Source organism: Neisseria sp. P0021.S005 (assembly GCF_051956955.1).
The window spans coordinates 1-20,993 of sequence record NZ_JBQCWY010000010.1 but is presented as its reverse complement, the minus strand read 5'-3'; the positions used below and the strand labels follow the sequence as shown (position 1 = coordinate 20,993).

At 52.0% G+C, this 20,993-nt stretch carries 21 protein-coding genes; 15 read left to right on the top strand and 6 right to left on the bottom strand.

What is annotated here, in order from left to right; genetic code table 11:
- Positions 1 to 259 precede the first annotated feature (259 nt).
- From ACTHUE_RS01735 to trkA, 5 genes are all read left to right on the top strand, one after another.
- Positions 260 to 898, top strand: a complete 639-nt coding sequence (locus ACTHUE_RS01735) for a 2Fe-2S iron-sulfur cluster-binding protein (RefSeq protein WP_004520763.1) — start codon at positions 260 to 262, stop codon at positions 896 to 898.
- Positions 898 to 2,526, top strand: a complete 1,629-nt coding sequence (locus tag ACTHUE_RS01730; protein ID WP_440361127.1) for an FAD-binding protein — start codon at positions 898 to 900, stop codon at positions 2,524 to 2,526. The genes ACTHUE_RS01735 and ACTHUE_RS01730 overlap by 1 nt, the downstream gene beginning before the upstream one ends.
- Positions 2,523 to 3,776 carry a complex I 51 kDa subunit family protein gene (locus ACTHUE_RS01725; protein WP_049335869.1) on the top strand — a complete coding sequence of 418 codons (1,254 nt, stop codon included), beginning with the start codon at positions 2,523 to 2,525 and terminating at the stop codon, positions 3,774 to 3,776. Before ACTHUE_RS01730 ends, ACTHUE_RS01725 begins: the two co-directional genes overlap by 4 nt.
- Positions 3,777 to 3,988: 212 nt before the next feature.
- On the top strand, positions 3,989 to 5,440 hold the full coding sequence (locus tag ACTHUE_RS01720) for a DASS family sodium-coupled anion symporter (RefSeq protein ID WP_049335870.1): 1,452 nt from the start codon (positions 3,989 to 3,991) through the stop codon (positions 5,438 to 5,440).
- 95 nt (positions 5,441 to 5,535) lie between these two features.
- Positions 5,536 to 6,948, top strand: coding sequence for a Trk system potassium transporter TrkA (gene trkA, locus ACTHUE_RS01715; protein ID WP_049323440.1), 1,413 nt, complete (start codon positions 5,536 to 5,538; stop codon positions 6,946 to 6,948).
- Positions 6,949 to 7,024: 76 nt separating this feature from the next.
- Here trkA and lgt read toward each other — a convergent pair whose 3' ends face one another.
- The gene (gene lgt, locus ACTHUE_RS01710) at positions 7,025 to 7,885 is read right to left on the bottom strand and encodes a prolipoprotein diacylglyceryl transferase (protein ID WP_070695382.1); all 861 of its coding nucleotides are present in this window, start codon (positions 7,883 to 7,885) and stop codon (positions 7,025 to 7,027) included.
- A gap of 74 nt (positions 7,886 to 7,959) precedes the next feature.
- Positions 7,960 to 9,090 (bottom strand): M14 family metallopeptidase, encoded by a 1,131-nt coding sequence (locus tag ACTHUE_RS01705; protein ID WP_070695381.1) that lies wholly within the window; start codon positions 9,088 to 9,090, stop codon positions 7,960 to 7,962.
- 174 nt (positions 9,091 to 9,264) lie between these two features.
- On the opposite strand from ACTHUE_RS01705, the gene argB reads away from it, so the two are divergent.
- The 5 genes from argB (at position 9,265) to ACTHUE_RS01680 (ending at position 13,412) form a co-directional block, all read left to right on the top strand.
- Positions 9,265 to 10,152: an acetylglutamate kinase gene (argB, locus tag ACTHUE_RS01700; protein ID WP_070695380.1), complete on the top strand. Its 888-nt coding sequence runs from the start codon at positions 9,265 to 9,267 to the stop codon at positions 10,150 to 10,152.
- Positions 10,153 to 10,413: 261 nt separating this feature from the next.
- Entirely contained in the window at positions 10,414 to 11,700 is a 1,287-nt protein-coding gene (gene eno / locus ACTHUE_RS01695) for a phosphopyruvate hydratase (RefSeq protein ID WP_004520772.1), read from the top strand.
- A 23-nt stretch (positions 11,701 to 11,723) separates the two neighbouring features.
- Complete coding sequence (gene ftsB, locus ACTHUE_RS01690) at positions 11,724 to 11,999, top strand: cell division protein FtsB (RefSeq protein WP_003679613.1); 276 nt, start codon at positions 11,724 to 11,726, stop codon at positions 11,997 to 11,999.
- A gap of 101 nt (positions 12,000 to 12,100) precedes the next feature.
- Positions 12,101 to 12,592 (top strand): DUF1841 family protein, encoded by a 492-nt coding sequence (locus ACTHUE_RS01685; protein ID WP_049335876.1) that lies wholly within the window; start codon positions 12,101 to 12,103, stop codon positions 12,590 to 12,592.
- A 112-nt stretch (positions 12,593 to 12,704) separates the two neighbouring features.
- Positions 12,705 to 13,412 carry an SIMPL domain-containing protein gene (locus tag ACTHUE_RS01680; RefSeq protein ID WP_039862478.1) on the top strand — a complete coding sequence of 236 codons (708 nt, stop codon included), beginning with the start codon at positions 12,705 to 12,707 and terminating at the stop codon, positions 13,410 to 13,412.
- Positions 13,413 to 13,485: 73 nt separating this feature from the next.
- On the opposite strand, the gene ACTHUE_RS01675 is transcribed toward ACTHUE_RS01680, so the two are convergent.
- From ACTHUE_RS01675 to ACTHUE_RS01665, 3 genes are all read right to left on the bottom strand, one after another.
- The gene (locus ACTHUE_RS01675) at positions 13,486 to 14,013 is read right to left on the bottom strand and encodes a single-stranded DNA-binding protein (RefSeq protein ID WP_004520776.1); all 528 of its coding nucleotides are present in this window, start codon (positions 14,011 to 14,013) and stop codon (positions 13,486 to 13,488) included.
- A gap of 1 nt (position 14,014) precedes the next feature.
- The gene (locus ACTHUE_RS01670; protein WP_004520777.1) at positions 14,015 to 15,397 is read right to left on the bottom strand and encodes an MFS transporter; all 1,383 of its coding nucleotides are present in this window, start codon (positions 15,395 to 15,397) and stop codon (positions 14,015 to 14,017) included.
- A gap of 114 nt (positions 15,398 to 15,511) precedes the next feature.
- On the bottom strand, positions 15,512 to 16,135 hold the full coding sequence (locus ACTHUE_RS01665; RefSeq protein WP_039863563.1) for a lytic transglycosylase domain-containing protein: 624 nt from the start codon (positions 16,133 to 16,135) through the stop codon (positions 15,512 to 15,514).
- Between the two features lie 173 nt (positions 16,136 to 16,308).
- On the opposite strand from ACTHUE_RS01665, the gene ppx reads away from it, so the two are divergent.
- From ppx to ACTHUE_RS01640, 5 genes are all read left to right on the top strand, one after another.
- A complete protein-coding gene (gene ppx / locus ACTHUE_RS01660) occupies positions 16,309 to 17,817 on the top strand; it encodes an exopolyphosphatase (RefSeq protein ID WP_070695379.1) in 1,509 nt (502 codons plus the stop codon).
- An 87-nt stretch (positions 17,818 to 17,904) separates the two neighbouring features.
- Positions 17,905 to 18,276, top strand: a complete 372-nt coding sequence (gene rbfA / locus ACTHUE_RS01655; protein WP_070695378.1) for a 30S ribosome-binding factor RbfA — start codon at positions 17,905 to 17,907, stop codon at positions 18,274 to 18,276.
- A gap of 67 nt (positions 18,277 to 18,343) precedes the next feature.
- Positions 18,344 to 19,258: a tRNA pseudouridine(55) synthase TruB gene (gene truB, locus ACTHUE_RS01650; protein WP_070695377.1), complete on the top strand. Its 915-nt coding sequence runs from the start codon at positions 18,344 to 18,346 to the stop codon at positions 19,256 to 19,258.
- Between the two features lie 22 nt (positions 19,259 to 19,280).
- On the top strand, positions 19,281 to 19,907 hold the full coding sequence (locus ACTHUE_RS01645; RefSeq protein WP_070695376.1) for an NAD(P)H-hydrate epimerase: 627 nt from the start codon (positions 19,281 to 19,283) through the stop codon (positions 19,905 to 19,907).
- A 112-nt stretch (positions 19,908 to 20,019) separates the two neighbouring features.
- A complete protein-coding gene (locus tag ACTHUE_RS01640) occupies positions 20,020 to 20,709 on the top strand; it encodes a suppressor of fused domain protein (RefSeq protein WP_070695375.1) in 690 nt (229 codons plus the stop codon).
- Positions 20,710 to 20,785: 76 nt separating this feature from the next.
- Here ACTHUE_RS01640 and ACTHUE_RS01635 read toward each other — a convergent pair.
- A partial coding sequence (locus tag ACTHUE_RS01635; RefSeq protein WP_440423004.1) for a CrcB family protein occupies positions 20,786 to 20,993 on the bottom strand: 208 nt, incomplete at its 5' end.

Here is a 20,993-nt window from a genome sequence, read left to right as displayed (position 1 = left end):
AAAATCAAGTTGTTGTAATAAATTTGTCTAAATAATAGGCATATTTTGTTTGCAATTCTCCTTCTATAAAACCTTAGGTTACCCCTATCATCAAAACCACTAAATTCTGATACACTTCGACTCATAAAGATAAACATTGATTTTAAAAGAATTTCCGAGTAAATCACTTGGATATTTTCCTCATACGCAATAAATGTAATAAAAATACAATTAATCAAATTACCCACTATTCCAACTTCCAATTTCACAGGAACAAACCATGAGTGAAAATTTGTTAACCCTGACCATAGACGGCCATGAAGTCAAAGCTTCCGCCGACTCGTCAATCATCCAAGCCTATGCCCGTTCAGGCAATGCGATTACTGCCAATGTCGGCTGTATGGGTCAAGGCGTATGCGGTTCCTGCCGCTGCATGATTCGTAAAGAAGGCGAGCGCGAAGTAACCACCGCACTGGCATGCGAGACTAAAGTTGAAGAAGGCATGCATATCAGCTTCTTGGACTACTTTATTCCCGAGCATATCCAATATTACGACGTCGGGGAAATTGGTGACGGCTGGAACTGGTTGGACGATACCGCCAAAGCCTTCCCAGAAGCGCAAAACTGCCGTCATTGCGGCGGCTGCAATCGCGCCTGTCCTAAAGGTTTGCAAGTAGAAAACGGCGTAGCGCAGGTAGTTTCCGGCGATTTCGGCGCAGCTGCGCTGACCTTTGACCAATGCGTGATGTGCAACCTCTGCACCCTCTCCTGCCCAGAACACATCCGTCCGAACCACTTGGGCCTGTTCGCCCGCCGTATGAAAGCGGCGCGTACGTTGCGCCCTGTGGATTTGATGCGCCGCCTACGCGAAATCGACAGCGGCAAAATGAAAGTCGAATTTGAAGAGGAGTCAGTGTAATGGTTAACAAAATCCAAGGCATAGACTACGAAACCGCCCTTGCCAACCTGCGTGCGTCCTCATTGGAGCTGCGTGGCGATTTACCTGAAAAGAACGAATTACTGAGCCAATTTCACCCTGACTATCAGGCAAATGCGCGTGTGAAACTACCTATCGGTCCAAACCAAGGCGATTACTGCCATCCTGATTTGGCGAAACTGCTGATCAGTCATCCACTGATTGACGACTATGATTTGTCGGGCGCGGAACATTTGAACACTGACGTGCTGGTTATTGGCGGCGGCGGTGCGGGCGCGGCAGCGGCATTGTCTGCGACTGAAGCCGGCGCACGCGTCATCATGGCGAACAAACTGCGTATCGGCGACAGCAATACCGTGATGGCCGAAGGCGGCATTCAAGCAGCGGTCGGCGCAGAAGACAGCCTGCAACAACACTTTGACGACACCATCAAAGGCGGCCACAACGTCGGCAAAAAAGAATTGGTGGCACAAATGGTTACCGATGCGCCGTCCGCCATCCGCTGGCTGATTGGCTTGGGCATGACCTTCGACCTTGCCAAAGGCGCGGACAGCAACGGCATGTTGAGCCGCAAACGCGCAGGCGGTACGACCGTACCGCGCATCCTGAGCTACCGCGACTTTACCGGCCTCGAAATGATGCGCGTACTGCGCGAGGCTGTCGAACTCGACGAAAACATCACCCAGCTCAACCGCCACCCCGCCATCGAATTATTGTCGGACGAACACGGCCGCTGCGTCGGCGCGATTTTGTACGATTTGGAAAAACGCTCTTTGGTGTTGGTTCACGCCAAAGCCGTGGTATTGGCAACCGGCGGCAGCGGACGCCTGCATTTGCAGGGTTTTGCCACTTCCAACCACTATGGCGCGACTGCAGACGGCCTGGTAATGGCTTACCGTATCGGTGCCAAACTGCGCGATGTCGATTCTTTCCAATACCACCCGACCGGTGTTGCCCACCCTCCGCACTTGGCAGGCGCGCTGATTTCCGAAGCCGTGCGCTCCGCAGGCACCAAGCTGGTCAACGGTTTGGGCGAACGTTTCGTTGACGAATTGCAACCGCGCGACGTTGTTGCCGCTGCGATTCTGCGCGAATGCCGCGAAGGCCGCGGCGTGGTACGCGATGGTCAAGTCGGCGTGTTCCTCGACACCCCGCGCCTGATTGCTAACGACCCTGACGTATTGAACCGTCTAGTAACACTCGGCCATGTTGCCCACAAATGCGGCATCGACCCTGCTGTTGAGCCGGTCATGATTCATCCGACCCTGCACTATCAAAACGGCGGTATCGAAATCAACGGCAACGGCGCGACCTGCGTCGAAGGCCTCTATTGCGCCGGCGAAGTAACCAGCGGCATTCACGGCCGCAACCGTCTGATGGGCAATGCACTTTTGGACATCATCAGCTTCGGTCGCCGTGCCGGTAAAGCCGCGGCAAATTGCGGCCTGCCGCTGAAAAAAGTACGCGGCGGTGTCGGACACGTCCACGACCTGCAACGCGAAATGACCCGGGCCGGCCTGACCAGCGACATCAAAGCCCCCGTTTTATATCCCGACTACGGCAAATTCGATTTGCGCGAACACGCCGGTTTGCAGGAGCAACAATCATGAATCAAGCCAATCAAAACTTACTGCATCCTTCCCGCCAAGTCGGCGCAGATTTAGCCGCGTGGCGCAAAGTCGGCGGCGGCGAAGGCCTGCTGGCTGCGCTTGCCGATCCTCAAAGCATTGTTTCCAAACTGCAAGATGCCAATCTTTGCGGTATGGGCGGTGCAGGTTTCCCGACTTGGCGCAAATGGGAGGCCGCCGTTGCCGCCCAAAGCAAAAATGGCGACAAATACGTCGTCTGTAATGCCAACGAAGACGAACCGGGTACATTTAAAGACCGCGTACTGCTGGCAAATACGCCGCACCAAGTCATCGAAGGCGTCCTGATTGCCGCCGTTGCCTGCCGTGCCAATAAAGCAATTTTGTACGTCAACCCTCATCAAACCGAATCCATCGCTTCCATCACACCGGCCATCGAGCAATGGAAAAACAGCGATTTGTTTATCCGCATCGAAAACTACTTGGGTAAACCTTTGGACTTGCAACTGGTTGAAACTTCAGGCCGTTATATCGGCGGCGAAGAAACTGCCGTAATTTCATGGCTGGAGGGCGGTTTCCCCTTCCCCCGCCGCAAGCCGCCTTTCCCCGCCGAAAGCGGTGTCAACGGTGAGCCGACCCTTATCAACAATACCGAAACCTTCGCCAATATTCCGCAAATCCTTGCCAAAGGCGCGGAATGGTACAAATCTTTGGGTTTGGGCGATGCGGCCGGTACAAAACTCTACTCTCTCTCCGGCGACGTATTGAATCCGGGCCTGTACGAACTGCCAATGGGCACGACCTTGCAATCGCTGATTTACGATCACGGCGGCGGTATGCTCGAAGGCCGTACGTTTAAAGCCGTATTTACCGGCGGCCCGTCAAACACGCTTTTGACCGTAAAAGATTTGGATGTGCCTTTGGACTTCGTGTCCGTACGCGAACGCAAATCCAGCCTCGGTACCGGCGCGATGATTGTGATTTCCGAAGGCACCAGCGTGGTGCGCAAAGTGGCCGAGTATGTGGAATTTTTCGCTTCCAACTCATGCGGTCAATGCCCGCCTTGCAAAGGCGGCACATTCCAGCTTTCCCGCCTGCTCAACCGCGTGGACACCGGTATCGGCACTTCCGACGACCTGCGCGCCCTGCAAAGCCTGTGCCAACTGTTGCCACGAAGCGGCCGTTGCGGTTTGATTGACGGCGCAGTTACCGTGTTGCAAAGCTCGCTGCGTACCTTCCCCGAAGAGTACGGCCTGCCGCAAGAACAGGAGTAAAACGGCGTTGTTTTCAGACGGCCTGTTACTATAAAGGCCGTCTGAAAAACGATACCCGACTCCCATTCTCTTCTTTCCAAGATGGAAGAGAAACCCAATAAGAAAAATACCTTCCGAACCTACCAAAATACGTTCAGACAGGCTTAAGCGACACTCAGGCCGTCTGAAAACAGATTTCCCAATACTTTAATCCTCAAATTAGGAGATTCAAAATGGGCTTCAAGCCAATTCCTGCTGCGGTCGCACTTGTGCTGACGCTGCTTATCTGGTTCGTTATCCCCGTTCCTCAAGGCGTATCGCCTGACGCATGGCATCTTTTGGCATTGTTTGTCGGCATCATTGCCGGCATCATCGGCAAAGCCATGCCTATCGGCGCCATGGCGATTTTGGGCATTACCTTGGTTGCACTGACCGGCGTGACCAATGAAAAAGCCGCCGACGCAACCAAAGACGCTTTGAGCAGCCTCAACAACTCACTCATCTGGATGATCGGTATCGCCATCATCATCTCGCGTGGCCTGTTGAAAACCGGCTTGGGTATGCGTATCGGCTACCTCTTGATTTCCCTCTTCGGCAAACGCACGCTGGGCGTAGGTTACAGCTTAGCGCTTGCCGACTTGGTCATCGGTCCGGTAACGCCGAGTAATACCGCGCGCGGCGGTGCCATCGTACATCCGATTATGAAATCCATTGCCTTGAGCTTCGACTCCGACCCTGAAAAGGGTACGGAAGGCAAAATCGGTAAATACCTTTCACTGGTCAACTTCCACTCCAATGTAATTACCTGTCTGATTTTTATCACCGCCACCGCACCTAATCCACTGGTGGTCGAATTGGTTGCCAAAGCCACCAATTCACAAATCCAACTCTCTTGGGGTACTTGGTTCTTGGCAATGATCGTACCCGGCCTGCTTGCTATGCTACTGATGCCGCTGGTGCTGTATTTCCTGTATCCGCCTGAAATCAAACAAACCCCTAACGCCACTGCATTGGCAAAAGAGCATTTGACCCAAATGGGACCGATGAAGCGTGAAGAAAAAATCATGCTCGGTATTTTCCTGGTTCTGCTGCTGTTGTGGGCGGGTATTCCTGAGATGCTGTTTGGCGTGAAAGTGGACGCTACTGCCACCACCTTCCTCGGCTTGAGCCTGTGCCTGTTGACCGGCGTACTGACTTGGGACGACGCGCTGAAAGAAAAAAGCGCGTGGGATACCATTGTTTGGTTTGCTGCCTTGGTGATGATGGCAAACTTCCTCAACAAACTGGGCCTCATCAGTTGGTTGTCCGACTCCATGCAAGGCGGTATCGCCCACATGGGTTTGGGTTGGGAAGCCGGTTGTGCCCTGTTGATGCTGGCCTACCTCTACGCCCACTACGTTTTCGCCAGCGGTACGGCACACGTTACCGCCATGTTCGGCGCATTCTACGGCGCAGGCTTGGCCTTGGGCGCACCACCGATGCTGTTTGCCCTGATTATGGCAGCCGCTACCGGCATCATGATGTCGCTGACCCACTACGCTACCGGTTCTGCACCTGTCATTTACTGCTCCAACTATGTAACCATGACCGAATGGTGGAAAGCCGGCTTCATCATGAGCGTGCTCGAAATCCTGATTTTCGGCACTGTCGGTATCTTGTGGTGGAAAGTTTTGGGCTACTGGTAACCTTCTGGCTTATTTAAAACTCAGGCCGTCTGAAAACTCCAATTTCAGACGGCCTTTTGTTACAATTTCATTTTTACCGAACACACTCAATTACCGTGAAAATACTCATCCTCGGCAGCGGCCAAGTCGGCTCGACCGTCGCCCAAAACCTTGCCTCCGTTCCCAGCAACGACGTTACCATCATCGACATCGACGAAAAAGCGCTCAACCGCATCAGCAGCCGCCTCGATGTCCAAACCATCGTCGGCAACGGCGCATCGCCCTTTACCCTCGAACAGGCAGGCGCGGCAGACTCCGACCTCCTGCTTGCCCTGACACGCAGCGACGAAACCAACATTGTCGCCTCCAAAATCGCCGCCGACCTATTCAACATCCCCAGCCGCATCGCACGCGTGCGCTCAAGCGAATACCTCGAATATCCGGTTGCCGGCAGCGACAACCCCGAAGAAGGCAGCCTCAACATCTTCGGCATTACCGAAACCATCAGCCCCGAACAACTGGTTACCGAACAACTCGTCGGCCTGCTCAACTACACCAGCTCATTGCAGGTACTCAGTTTTGCCAACGATAAAGTGCGCATGGTGATTGTTCAAGCCCGCAAAGGCGGTTTGCTGATCGGCCGTGAAATTGCCGACATCAACCAACACCTGCTCGAAGGCGTGGACTGCCAAATCTGCGCCATCTACCGCAACAACCGCCTGATCGTCCCCACCCCGCAAACCGTCATCATCGAAGGCGATGAAGTCCTGTTTGCCGCCGACATCAACAGCGTGGAAGCCATCATGCGCGAATTGCGTCCGAAAGAAGCGCGCACCCGCCGCATCATGATCGCCGGCGGAGGCAACATCGGCTACCGCCTCGCCAAACAGCTCGAGTCCAAATACGACATCAAAATCATCGAATACAAACCCCACCGTGCCGAATGGCTGGCCGAAAATCTGGACAACACCCTCGTCCTGCAAGGTTCCGCCACCGACGAAACCCTGCTGGACGAAGAATACATCGACGAAATCGACGTCTTCTGCGCGCTGACCAACGACGACGAAAACAACATCATGTCCAGCCTGTTGGCGAAAAACCTTGGTGCCAAACGCGTGATTACCATCGTCAACCGCTCAAGCTACGTCGATTTGCTCGAAGGCAACAAAATCGATATCGTCGTTTCCCCCCATTTGATTACCATCGGCTCCATCCTCGCCCACATCCGCCGCGGCGACATCGTTGCCGTCCACCCTCTGCGCCGCGGCACGGCCGAAGCCATCGAAGTGGTGGTACACGGCGACAAAAACACTTCTGCCATCGTCGGCCGCCGCATCAGCGGCATCAAATGGCCGAGCGACTGCTACATCGCCGCCATCGTCCGCGGCGCAACCGGCGAAGTCATCATGGGACACCACACCGAAACCATCCTCCAAGACGGCGACCACATTATCTTCTTCGTCTCACGCCGCCGCGTCCTGCCGGAGTTGGAAAAACTCATTCAAGTCAAAATGGGCTTTTTCGGTTAAACCCAAAATCCGTTTGCTTGAAGCCATAAAAAGGCCGTCTGAAAACCTTTTCAGACGGCCTTTATTCTTGTTTCATTTACGCTTTGGCAACATTGTTTTTACGGCCAAACCAAACGAAACCAATCACGCCCAATACAATCATCGGCACGCTCAACCATTGACCCATGGACAAGCCCAAAGTCAACAGGCCGAGATAGTCGTCAGGCTGACGGGCAAATTCGGCGATGAAGCGGAACAATCCGTAACCGCCCAAGAACAATGCTGCCGTTTGTCCGGCCGGACGTGGTTTTTTCGAGAAAATCCAAACAATGACAAACAGGCAAATGCCTTCAAGGGCAAACTGGTAAAGCTGAGACGGATGGCGCGGCAGCATGCCGTATTGTTGCAGCCATTCTGCCCACAAAGGATTGTGCGCCGCGGCTTCCGCATCTTCGTAACGCGCTTGCGGAAAACCCATCGCCCAGAAAGCATTGAGTTCGGTCACGCGTCCCCAAAGTTCGCCGTTGATAAAGTTGCCGATACGGCCGGAAGCCAAGCCCAGCGGCACGAGCGGCGCAACGGTATCCATCAATTTCAAGATACTGATGTTGTGCTTGCGGCCAAACAGCCACATGGCAACGACCACACCCAAGAAGCCGCCGTGAAACGACATGCCGCCTTCCCACACTTTGAAAATATCCAACGGGTTGACCAAATAGTCGGAAAATTTATAAAACAAAACGTAGCCGATACGGCCGCCCAAGATGACGCCCAAGATACCCCAAGTCAGGAAATCGTCGAGTGTTTCTTTGGTAAACACAGAATTGCCCTGCGCGATACGGCGGCGGCCCAAAATCGTAAACAGGATAAAGCCGACAATATAGCTCAAGGCATACCAGCGGATGGCAAGCGGGCCGATGCTGATCAGCACCGGATCAAACTGGGGATGTATCATCATAATGTGTGTTCCTTATCTCAAAGGCCGTCTGAAAGCCTGAACTTTCAGACGGCCTGTATGCAGTGTCGGACGGTTTAACGCAAATCGCTAACCACATTCAAAATAGCAGACAACATGGCCTCACCCAAGCGCAGCGAGCGTTGGCCGTTCCAGCCGAAATCGTCGTCCGGCAGATTGGCATTGTCTTTAAACGGCATTTCCAAAGTATAGGCAAGGCAGTTGAAATGATTGCCGACCCAGTTGGTCGCCAAAGTCATGTTCGCCTGACCCGGCGCATCTTTGTCATAGCCGTAATCGTCTTGGAAATCGGGGCTGGCATTGAGCAACGCGAGTTTGAATTGGTCTTCCAAGGCTTCGATGCGCTCGTTGTAGTTCGGCACGCCTTCGGTACCGGCCACAAAGACAAACGGCAGACCTTCATCGCCGTGAATATCCAAGAACAAATCCACGCCGGTTTCCATCATTTTTTCGCGGACGGTAAAAACTTCGGGGCTTCGCTCCAAAGTCGGGTTTTCCCATTCGCGGTTGAGGTTGGCGCCGGCGGCATTGGTGCGCAAATTGCCCAATACCGAACCGTCCGGATTCATGTTTGGCACGATGTAGAAAGTCGCACGGTCAAGCAGCATGCGCGCGGTCGGATCTTGCGGATCAAGCAGGCGGCCCAGCAAACCTTCGACAAACCATTCTGCCATGGTTTCGCCCGGATGTTGACGGGCGATAATCCAGACTTTCATGTCGCTTTCGACTTGGTTGCCGATGGTCAAAAGATTAATATCACGGCCTTGAACAGTGCTGCCCAAGTCGTCGATACGGCACAAACCGCTACCCTGCGCATCGCCCAAAAGGTTCAAATGCTGCTCGTTGGAATAAGGCTCGAAATAGGCGTAGTAAACGCTGTTGGACAAAGGTGTATGGTTGATGGTCAACACGCCGTTTTCGTAGCTGGTTGGCACGCGGAACCAATTTTGGCGGTCGTAAGAAGCGCAAGCCTGATAGTCCTCCCAGCCCAAAGGATACGCAGCGTCCTCCGCATTTTCAAAATGCATCACGCAGTTTTGATAGGCCGCACCCTGCAAACGGAAGTAAAACCATTGGGCAAACTCCGAAGCATTGTCGGGACGCAGGGCGAGACGGATATCGGCAGGGTTGCTCAAATCTTTGACAACGACCGAACCGGCATCGAATTGGGTGCTGATTTTCATCATGGGTATCCTTAGTAATCGGCAAAGAGGCCGAAGCAAACCGTCATTTTACCGTTTGCATGAGGCTGGTTTCAACCATTTAACTGATTTAACAGGATTTCAAGCGCTTGGAAATATTGTTTCAGACGGCCTTTGGGATTAAGATAAAGGCCGAAATCATGAAACAAGGTTGAAACCATGACTCAGCAACAATCTGTCTCCTCTGCGATCAAAGCTCGCGTCCTTGCCGAATCTTTACCTTATATCCGCCGTTTTTCCGGCTCCATCATCGTCATCAAATACGGCGGCAACGCCATGACCGAGTCGGCCTTAAAGGAGGGCTTCGCACGCGATGTCGTCCTGCTCAAACTGATCGGCCTGCATCCCGTCATCGTTCACGGCGGCGGCCCGCAAATCAATGAAATGTTGGAAAAAGTCGGCAAAAAAGGAGAATTTGTTCAAGGCATGCGCGTGACCGACAGCGAAACCATGGACATCGTGGAAATGGTTTTGGGCGGACACGTCAATAAAGAAATCGTTTCCATGATTACCACCTTCGGCGGTCGCGCCGTCGGCATTACCGGCCGGGACAACCACTTCATCAAAGCGGAAAAACTCCTGATCGACACGCCTGAACAAAAAGGCGTGGACATCGGCCAAGTCGGCACAGTGGCCGACATCGATACCCGTTTGGTGGAAGGCTTGGTTGAGCGCGGCTGCATTCCTGTCATTGCACCCATCGGCGTAGGCCAAAACGGCGAAGCGTTCAACATCAATGCCGACTTGGTTGCCGGTAAACTGGCGGAAAAACTTCAAGCCGAAAAACTGCTGATGATGACCAATATCCCCGGCGTACTGGATAAAGAAGGCAAATTATTGACTACCCTGACGCCAAGCCGCATTGACGAACTGATTGAAGACGGTACGCTGTACGGCGGCATGCTGCCTAAAATTGCCTCTGCCGTCGAAGCCGCCAAAAGCGGCGTCAAAGCTACGCATATCATAGACGGCCGCGTTCCCAACGCCCTGCTCTTGGAAGTGCTGACCGATGACGGTGTAGGCTCGATGATTTTGGGCGAGGGCTAATCTGGTTTTCAGACGGCCTTATGCCTTATTTAATCAGCTTTTCACCCTAAAAAGGGTAAAAAATGTTACACTATACGGCTTATGTTTGTTTGAGCGATATTGACGTGAAACAAACTTACAGTCGGTTTCATACTGACTCCGATGCCATACCTGGCAAAGACGGTATAATGTCTGCATTCATCAGACTTTGGCAATCATCCTCAAGGCCGTCTGAAGCGTAACAAAGCTACTTTTCTTTTACCATCCTATTTGGAGATATTCATGAGCGCAATCGTTGATATTTTTGCACGCGAAATCTTAGACTCTCGCGGCAACCCTACTGTAGAGTGTGACGTATTGTTGGAATCCGGCGTTATGGGACGCGCAGCCGTACCAAGCGGCGCATCAACCGGCCAAAAAGAAGCTTTGGAACTGCGTGACGGCGACAAATCCCGTTACTTGGGCAAAGGCGTATTGAAAGCCGTTGACCACGTCAATAACCAAATCGCGCAAGCCCTCATCGGTATCGATGCCAACGAACAATCTTATATCGACCAAATCATGATCGAATTGGACGGTACTGAAAACAAAGGCAACTTAGGTGCCAACGCCACTTTGGCCGTTTCCATGGCCGTAGCACGCGCAGCCGCTGAAGATTCAGGCCTGCCGCTGTACCGTTACTTGGGCGGCGCAGGCCCAATGGCTCTGCCTGTTCCGATGATGAACGTAATCAACGGCGGCGAACATGCCAACAACAGCCTGAACATCCAAGAATTCATGATCATGCCTGTCGGCGCAAAATCTTTCCGCGAAGCTCTGCGTTGCGGCGCCGAAATTTTCCACGCACTGAAAAAACTGTGTGATGCCAAAGGCTTCCCAACTACCGTGGGCGACGAAGGCGGTTTCGCACCTAACCTGAACAGCCACAAAGAAGCCCTGCAACTGATCGTAGAAGCAACCGAAGCCGCAGGCTACAAAGCAGGCGAAGACGTATTGTTCGCCCTGGACTGCGCATCCAGCGAGTTCTACAAAGACGGCAAATACCACTTGGAAGCCGAAGGCCGCTCTTACACCAGCGCAGAATTTGCCGAATACTTGGAAGGCCTGGTTAACGAATTCCCAATTGTTTCCATCGAAGACGGTATGGACGAAAACGACTGGGAAGGCTGGAAACTGCTGACCGAAAAATTGGGCGGCAAAGTTCAATTGGTCGGCGACGACTTGTTCGTAACCAATCCAAAAATCTTGGCTGAAGGCATCGAAAAAGGCGTGGCAAACGCATTGCTGGTCAAAGTCAACCAAATCGGTACATTGAGCGAAACCCTGAAAGCCGTTGACTTGGCCAAACGCAACCGCTACACCAGCGTAATGAGCCACCGTTCCGGTGAAACCGAAGACAGCACCATTGCCGACTTGGCAGTTGCTACCAACTGTATGCAAATCAAAACCGGCTCCCTGTCCCGTTCTGACCGCATGGCGAAATATAACCAATTGTTGCGCATCGAAGAAGAATTGGCCGAAGCCGCTTACTACCCTGGCAAAGCCGCATTCTACCAATTGGGCAAATAAGCAGAATATAGGATATTGATTGTATGAAGTGGGTGACTTTTGTTTTAACCTTCGCACTTTTGTGCTGTCAGTACAGCCTTTGGTTTGGTAAAGGCAGCGTCGGGCATACGGAAGAATTGCAGGAGCAGCTCGTCCGTCAGGAGGAAAAAAACCAAACGCTCACTTTGCGCAACAATTTCCTCAATGCGGAAGTTGAAGACTTGGCACACGGACAAGAGGCCATCGCCGAAATTGCCCGCGTCGAATTGGGCTATGTCCAAGACGGCGAAGTGTATTACCGAATCATCGACCGCCGCTAAACCCTGCAAAACAAAGGCCGTCTGAAAACATATTTTTCAGACGGCCTTTTTCATCGCAATCGCTATATAATCACATATCCCAAAATCAAATCACACTCATCATGTATGACGTAAACACCCACGATGTCCGCCGATTCTTTGCCCACGTCTGGCAACACAGACTCGCACCGCTCCAATTGGACGGCCTGCAACAAAAAGCATTGCGCATTATCGAAGCCCATCCCGAATACGGACACTATCTCGAAGACATCGAACAATATTTAGATAAAGAATGGCTGCCCGAAGACGGCGAAAGCAACCCATTCCTGCATATGTCGCTACACCTTTCCCTGCAAGAGCAAAGCGCCATCGACCAGCCCCCGGGCATCCGTGCCATCCACCACCAACTTTGCGCCCGTTACAACGGCGACTGGGTCAAAGCCGAACACGATATGATGGAAGCCTTGGCAGAAACCATCTGGGAAGCGCAACGCTACGGACGGGGCCTTGACGTCAATGCCTACATGACCCGATTACGGAAATTGGTCGGCTTAGGCCAAGAAGAAAAAGCCCGCCTCAATCCCCATGAAGTCGGCCTGATGGATACAAAGTAACTTCTTTTCAGACGGCTTCACCCCATACAAATCCTTACGCTTGCCAAAGCCAACATTTCCATCTTTCATGCTAAATTACTTTTTTGAAATCCGCATTACAAGGAAAACCAAAATGCTCCGCCCAGCCCTTACCGCCCTACTACTAGCCGTCTCCCTGCCCGTTGCAGCAGAAAGCCTCAATTACAACATCGTTGAATTTTCCGAATCCGCCAACATGGAAGTGCCGCGAGATACCATGACCGCGCATTTCAGCATCAACGCAGAAGGCAAAGACCGTCAAGCCGCCAACCAAGCTTTCATGAAGAAATTCAACCAGTTCAACAAAATCTCCCAAAACAGCAAACTTAAAGCCGAGCTGATGGAGCGCAACGCATCCCCGCGCTATCAATACACCAACGGCAAACGCACCCAAACCGGCTGGGAAGAACACGCCTACTTCAAAGTAGAAAGCAAAGACTTTGAAGCACTCAACCGCCTGATTGCCGACAGCATCAATATCGCCATTTTGGAAAGCTCCTCGTTTTCCGTATCCAAAGAAAAACGCGAAGAAACCGTCGACCAACTGAGCAAGGCCGTCATCCTGCGCTTCAAAGATCGCGCCCAAAACCTCGCCCAAACACTCGGCTTCTCCAGCTACAAAATCGTTAAACTCAACCTGGGTCACATCGGCAACCGTCAAGTCGGCGGCAATTTTGCACGCGCCAAAATGCTGCGTGCAATCCCCGCCGCAGAAGTAGCGGCAGGAATAGAAGATGGCGTACCAGCCTCCCCAGGTTCGGAAGAGATCAGCCTGACCGTCAACGGCTCGGTGCAAATGTAGGATTTTCTTTGAAATCATTTTAAAGGCCGTCTGAAAGTATATTTTTCAGACGGCCTTTTATATTACTCAATGATTAGAATGGAATATCGTCGTCGATATCATCAACCGGAGCGGTCGGTTGTGCCGGAGCGGGACGACGGGCTGGGGCTGCTGGGGGTTCTTGAGCCGGAGCAGATTGGTATTGCTGTTGTGGCGCTTGTTGGTAACTGCCTTGGCTTGAATGAGCGCCTTGGTTGTAGCCGTCATCGTATGGTGCGCCGCCGCTGTTGTCGTTGCGGCCGCCAAGCATTTTCATTTCGTTGGCGATAATGTCGTAAGCGGTGCGCTCGATGCCGTCTTTGCCTTGGTATTTACGGCTTTGGATACGGCCTTCCAGGTACACTTGGCTGCCTTTACGCAGGTATTGACCGGCGATCTCGGCGAGCTTGCGGTACATGGTAATGTTGTGCCATTCAGTACGTTCTACGCGCTGGCCGTTACGGTCGTTCCAAGTTTCGCTGGTGGCAACGCTGAAGTTACAGACGGCCTCGCCGTTGGGCATATAGCGGACTTCCGGGTCACGGCCGAGGCGGCCGATGAGGATAACTTTATTCAATGACATTTTACACTCCTGTGATGATTTTTTCGGCGGCCTCTTGGTCGAATCCTTTTTGCAAGGCCTTGATATAAATGGTTTGCTTGTCTGCGCTAAAGCTGATGCTTTCAACGCCTTCAATTTCGGTCAATTTTTGGTAGAGCAAATCCGGATTTTGTTGCCATTCGGCGTTAAGCGGATAGCTGAGGTTTTTGACAGGCTTCGGTGCCGGCGAAATGACTGCCAATACCAGCCACAGCAACATCAGTACGCTACAAAAGGCAAATACGCCTGCAAAACCATATTTTTGGAACAATAAACCACCGGTTGCGCCGCCGACAAACAAGCCGACCGACTGCATGGTGTTATACACGCCCATCGCCGTGCCTTTCAAATCGGACGGAGCGATTTTCGACACCATAGACGGCAGGCTGGCTTCCAATACATTGAAACCAATAAAATAAACAATCAGATAAGCGGTAATTAACCATACCGAGTGCATGCCAAACAGCAAACCGATTTGTGCCGCAGCAATGCAGATGATACCAAGGATAAACACTTGTTTGAGCTTGTTACGCGTTTCGCCGACGATAATCAGCGGCACCATAATAATCAGGCCGGTAATGGTTGACGGCAGATAGACTTGCCAGTGATGGATTTTTTCCAAACCCAACTGCGTCATGGCAAACGGCAATGCGGTAAATAAAGCCATTTGTGCCGCATGCAAGGCAAAAATACCGAAGTCGAGATTGAGCAGTTGGCGGTTTTTCAATACCTCGCCCATACGCGAAGGCTGCGCCTGCGTGTCTTCGTGCATTTTTGACACTTCCGGATCAGGGGTCATCCAGGCAACCACGCCGATACTGATTACAGTCAGAATACCGGTCAGCGCAAACAGGCCGGATACGCCGATAAAGCTGGCAATCATCGGCGCAAGCACTAGGCTGACGGAGAAGGTCAAGCCGATACTCAGGCCGATCATCGCCATCGCACGAGTCCGCACTTCGTTACGGGTCAAATCCGCCAGCAAAGCCGTTACCGCCGCACTGACGGCACCCGCACCTTGAATGGCACGCGCGGCAACCAACATCTGCAGGCTGTCGGCAACTGCGGCCAAAAAACTACCCGCCGCAAACACAATCAAGCCGGCATAAATCACTTTTTTACGGCCGAACTTATCGGAAGCCATGCCCAAAGGCAGCTGCAGCAAAGCCTGTGTCAGCCCGTAAATACCCATCGCCATACCGACCAGCGCTTTATTGTTTTCTGCGCCGGGCAACGAAGCGGCATACATCGCCAAAACGGGCAATACCAAAAACATCCCCAACATACGCAGTGCGTAAACGCCGGAAAGTGTGGTACTGGCACGCCATTCGTGCGGAAACATTTGAATGCGGTTATCTCTTGCCATAAATAATGTTTCAGACGGCCTTAAGTTTGCAAAAGACCGTCTGAAAGTGTGAATTAACAGATTTTCTGATTATACAGGATTCAAAGGAATTGCATGGGGCAAATCGTAAGCCGCTCAACCCCACTGCCATCTATTCCGCCACGCGCCCAATACGGCATTCGGATATTTGTTACTGCCCAAGCTGCCATTAAACCTTGCCAAAGCGCGGACAATATTGCCTTTTTCGATATTGTTGTAATGGCGCAGAATGGTACAGCCGTAGCGCAGATTGGTGCGAATGTCGAAAAGGTTGTGCGACGGATTGCCGATATAGTTTTTCCAAAACGGCATCACCTGCATCAAACCGCGTGCACCCACGCCGCTGATGGCATATTGGCGAAACGCGCTTTCCACTTCAATCAAACCCAAAATCACTTGAGTATTGAGTCCGGCACGACTGCTTTCATATTGAATATTGACCAACAGACGGCGGCGCTCGCCCTCATCGGGAATAAAGCGTGCCAATCGGGAAGACATCGCTGCCAACCAACGCTCCCCTTCCCTCGAATCGGCAAACACCAGCCGCGCAGGGCTAGCACTATTAATCGAACTGCGCATCACGGAAGCCACATCATCGGCCAGCGTTTCTTCACGTTGCGCCCCCGCCCATGCGGTCGCAGGCGTCAAAAGCATGGCTCCGCCGACTTGCAATAGGCGGCGGCGCGATAAAAATAAGGAATCTTGGTTTTCCGATTTCATGTGTTTTCTCTTTTTAGGCCGTCTGAAAAGTTCAGACGGCCTTTGATATATTTGCTTAAAATCAGCATTATAAAATACATCTATGAGCAGAATCAAAGAGCTGTATTCCTTTTATTGTCAAGTGATACAGCCTCAAGTAACATTTAGGTTTTTCTAATCAAGCGGTATTTTTTATGACCACCACTCCCGCCAACGTTTTAGCCTCCGTCGATTTGGGTTCCAACAGTTTTCGCCTGCAAATTTGTGAAAACAACAACGGCCAGCTGAAAGTCATCGACTCGTTCAAACAAATGGTTCGCTTTGCCGCCGGCTTGGACGAACAAAAAAACCTGAGCGAAGCCTCTCAAGAACAAGCCTTGGAATGTTTGGCAAAATTTGGCGAACGCCTGCGCGGATTCCAGCCTGAAAACGTGCGCGTGGTGGCCACTAATACTTTCCGTGTCGCCAAAAACATCGCCCAATTTCTGCCCCGTGCCGAAGCGGCGCTGGGTTTCCCCATCGAAGTCATTGCCGGCCGCGAAGAAGCGCGTCTGATTTACACCGGCGTAGTGCATACCCTGCCGCCCAAAGGCGACAAAATGCTGGTTATCGACATTGGTGGCGGCTCGACCGAATTTGTCATCGGCTCGGATTTGCAACCGCTGATCACAGAAAGCCTGCCTTTGGGCTGCGTAACGTACAGCATGCGCTTCTTCCAAAACAAAGTGACCACCAAAGATTTCCAAGCCGCCGTTTCCGCCGCGCGTATCGAAATCCAGCGCATCAGCAAACTGATGAAGCGTACCGGTTGGGATTTCGCCATCGGCACGTCCGGTTCGGCAAAATCCATACGCGACGTTTTGGCGACCGAATTGCCACAAGAAGCCGACATTACTGCCCAAGGCATGCGTTATCTTGCCGATAGGATTATCGAAGCCGGTTCGGTTAAAAAAGCCAAATTTGAAAACCTCAAACCCGAACGCGTCGAAGTTTTTGCGGGCGGATTGGCCGTGATGATGGCCGCTTTTGAAGAACTCTCGCTGACCAAAATGACCGTTACCGAAGCCGCCCTCCGCGACGGCGTGTTCTACGACTTAATCGGCCGCAGCCTCAATGTCGATATGCGCGAGCAGACAACGGCCGAGTTCCAAAAACGCTACCACGTCAGCCTCAACCAAGCCAAACGCGTTGCTGATACCGCGCAAGCCTTCATGAACAGCCTGTGCCACGCCAAAAACGTAACCGTTCAAGAGCTTGCCCTGTGGAACCAATACCTCAGCCGCGCAGGCCGTCTGCATGAAATCGGCTTGGATATCGCCCATACCGGTTATCACAAACACTCCGCCTATATTCTCGAAAACGCCGATATGCCGGGCTTCTCACGCAAAGAGCAAACCATTTTGGCGCAACTGGTTATCGGCCATCGCGGCGACCTCAAGAAAATGGCGGATATTATCGGCGATAACGAAATCATGTGGTGTGCCGTATTGTCCCTGCGCCTAGCGGCCCTCTTCTGCCGCTCGCGTTTGCCGCTTGATTTGCCGCCACAAACCCAGCTTCGGGTTGATGAAAACAACCACAGCTTCATCTTGCGCATCAACGCCCAATGGCTGGAGCAACACCCCCTCATCGCCGATGCACTGGACTACGAAAGCGCGCAATGGCAAAAAATCGATATGCCTTTCTCGGTTCAAGCACAATAAACCGCGCTCCGTTATAATAGGCAGCTTTTCAAAATCCAAACCGCAGGCCGTCTGAAAACGACAGCCTGCCATACATCAAGGAAAACCATGAGAAAACCCCAACGCGGCTACGCCCGCCAAGACCGTGTCAAAGAACAAATCATGCGCGAGCTTGCCGAACTCGTCCGCACCGGCCTGAAAGACCCGCGCGCAGGCTTCATCACCATCAACGAAGTCGAAGTCACCCGAGATTACAGCCACGCAACCGTGTTCTACACCATCCTCGACGACAGCACACGCGACATTACCGAAGAAGCTTTGGAACACGCCAAAGGTCATTTGCGCAGCGAATTGGCCAAACGCATCAAACTCTTCAAAACGCCCGAGCTGCACTTCAAATACGACGAATCACTCGAACGCGGCATGAGCATTTCCAGCCTGATTGACCAAGTGGCAGCGGAAAAACCGGTTGAAGACTGATTGATTAAAACACGCAGGCCGTCTGAACCCTTTCAGACGGCCTGAACATTAATATTCCCTAATTAATATGACCAATAAACCCACCAAACGCCCGGTCAACGGCGTCCTTCTCCTCGACAAACCTGAAGGCCTTTCCAGCAACACTGCCCTGCAAAAAGCACGGCGCTTGTTCCGTGCCGAAAAAGCCGGGCATACCGGCGTACTCGATCCTTTGGCCACAGGGCTTTTGCCTGTTTGCTTCGGTGAAGCGACCAAGTTCGCCCAATATCTGATTGATGCCGACAAAGCCTATACGGCCACGCTGAAACTGGGCGAAGCCAGCAGCACAGGCGATGCAGAAGGCGAAATCGTTGCTACCGCACGCGCCGATATTTCATTGTCCGAATTTCAGACGGCCTGCCAAGCTTTAACGGGCGATATCCGCCAAGTGCCGCCGATGTTTTCCGCCCTCAAGCACGAAGGCAAGCCGCTGTACGAATACGCACGCAAAGGCATCGTTATCGAACGCAAAGCGCGCGACATCACCATTTACTCCATTGATATCACTGAATTTGATGCACCCAAAGCCGTGATAGACGTACGTTGCAGCAAGGGTACCTACATCCGCACCCTCAGCGAAGACATCGCCAAACACATCGGCACATTCGCTCACCTGACTGCCCTGCGCCGTACTGAAACCGCCGGATTTACCATTGCCCAAAGCCACACGCTCGAAGCCTTGGCAGAATTGGACGAAGCCGAACGCGATGCCCTGCTGCTGCCTTGCGATGTTTTGGTACAACATTTCCCCAAACTTGAGTTGAACGACTACGCCGTTACCATGCTCAAACACGGCCAACGCCCCCAGTTTACCGAAAACATTTCTGCCGAACAGCCCATCCGCGTATACAGCCGAGACGGCACATTTATCGGACTGGCGGAATATCAAAAAGAAATAGGCCGTCTGAAAGCCTTACGCCTGATGAATACCGCCGACAAATAACTTCCTGCAAAGAGAGCCGATCATGAAAGTCTATACCGCCGCCCAGATGCGCGAACGCGAGCAAGCAGCCGTCGATAAAGGCACAAGCTTCGACCAACTGATGGAAAACGCCGGCAGCTCTGCCGCCCAAGACCTCATGCAGCGTTATCCCCAAGCCGGACGCGCCCTGATCGTTTGCGGCAAAGGCAACAACGGCGGCGACGGCTTAGTCATGGCAAGATATATGCAGGCGCAAGGGTGGCACATCGATATTCTGTTTTCACTCGGAGAAAACCTCTCCCCTTTAGCTCAAACCAATCGCGAACGCCTCAACGGTTTGCCCCATATTGAATTGATATCCGCACAAGAACTGGAAGGCCGTCTGAAAAAAGGTTACGACATCATTATCGAAGGCATATTCGGCACAGGCTTCAGTGGCGCACTTCCAACCGAAATCGCCGCCCTCTGCAGCCAACTCAATCATTCAAACGGCCTGAAGGTCGCCCTCGATATCCCCACCGGCCTCAACTGCGACACCGCCGAAGCCGATCCCGACACATTCCGCGCAGACCTGACCTACACCTTTGCCGCCTACAAACCGGCACATTTAAGCGAATCCGGCAAAACCTATTGTCAAGAAACCGTCTGTTTACCTATTGGCATTGATTAAAAAAGCAAATAAGATGTCATATTTAAATCGCTTTATTTTTAGAAACAACACATTCTAAAAGAAACACGCCAATTAATTTACGACCAAATTATCAACGACACGGAAACAGATAATGAACGAACAAGAATACCGCCAAACTTTTAAAGAAGATCAAGCCGTCGGCTGGGAAGCCATCGATGCTGTGCTTAAAGCACTTTATGGTGATATCAAACCTCGTCATTACGGCTCTATTATCAAATACATTCTAGGTGGTGATGACCCATTAGACGGCAGTAGTATTTATGATTGCGAAGAGCAAACCTTCCATCGCCACATTGTTTCCTACGGCATGAGCGAACTTTACTTTAATCCAGAACTTGCCGGTGCAGATTACAGTAAATGGGGATTTGAATTTACCTTCCGTACTCCCCCTTACGATCAGGATCCGGATTCTGACTACAACACCAAACACGAGCCTTACTGGGCAATTAATCTAATGAATAATCTTGGCCGTTACGTTTTTGAAAGTGGTAACTGGTTTGAAGCCTATCACTTTACTTCAACTAACGACCCTATCCGAATGGATACAGAAACCGCCATCGTCGGCGTAGCCTTCGCACCAGACCCCAAGCTGCCCGCTATCAAAACGCCAAACGGTGAAGTTCAATTTCTGCAGATGGTCGGCCTTACCCAGCCCGAGCTTGACTGGCTCTGGCAAGATCCAACAACCAAACGTTGCCAAGAGCTGATCGATATGATGCGCAAAGACAATCCGCTGTTGATTACCGATTTAGCGCGTACAAAAAGCTATGTACAACCCTAATTGATAAAGCCAAAGGCCGCCTGAAAACAAATTTTCAGACGGCCTTTAGTTTATATTTCAAATAAAAAATAGCAACTTACTTCCAAATCTGAGCCAATTTAATCCCCAGCGCCGTCAAACCAAACGAACCGAAAACATGCAGACAGGTCGCCATCAAAGCCATGCCCCAACGTTGCGCCTGCATCAAACCCACCATCTCCACTGAAAAACCTGAAAATGTGGTCAAGCTGCCGAGAAAGCCGGTAATCCAAAGCAAACGCCATTGCGGATCGGTTAAGAGTTCT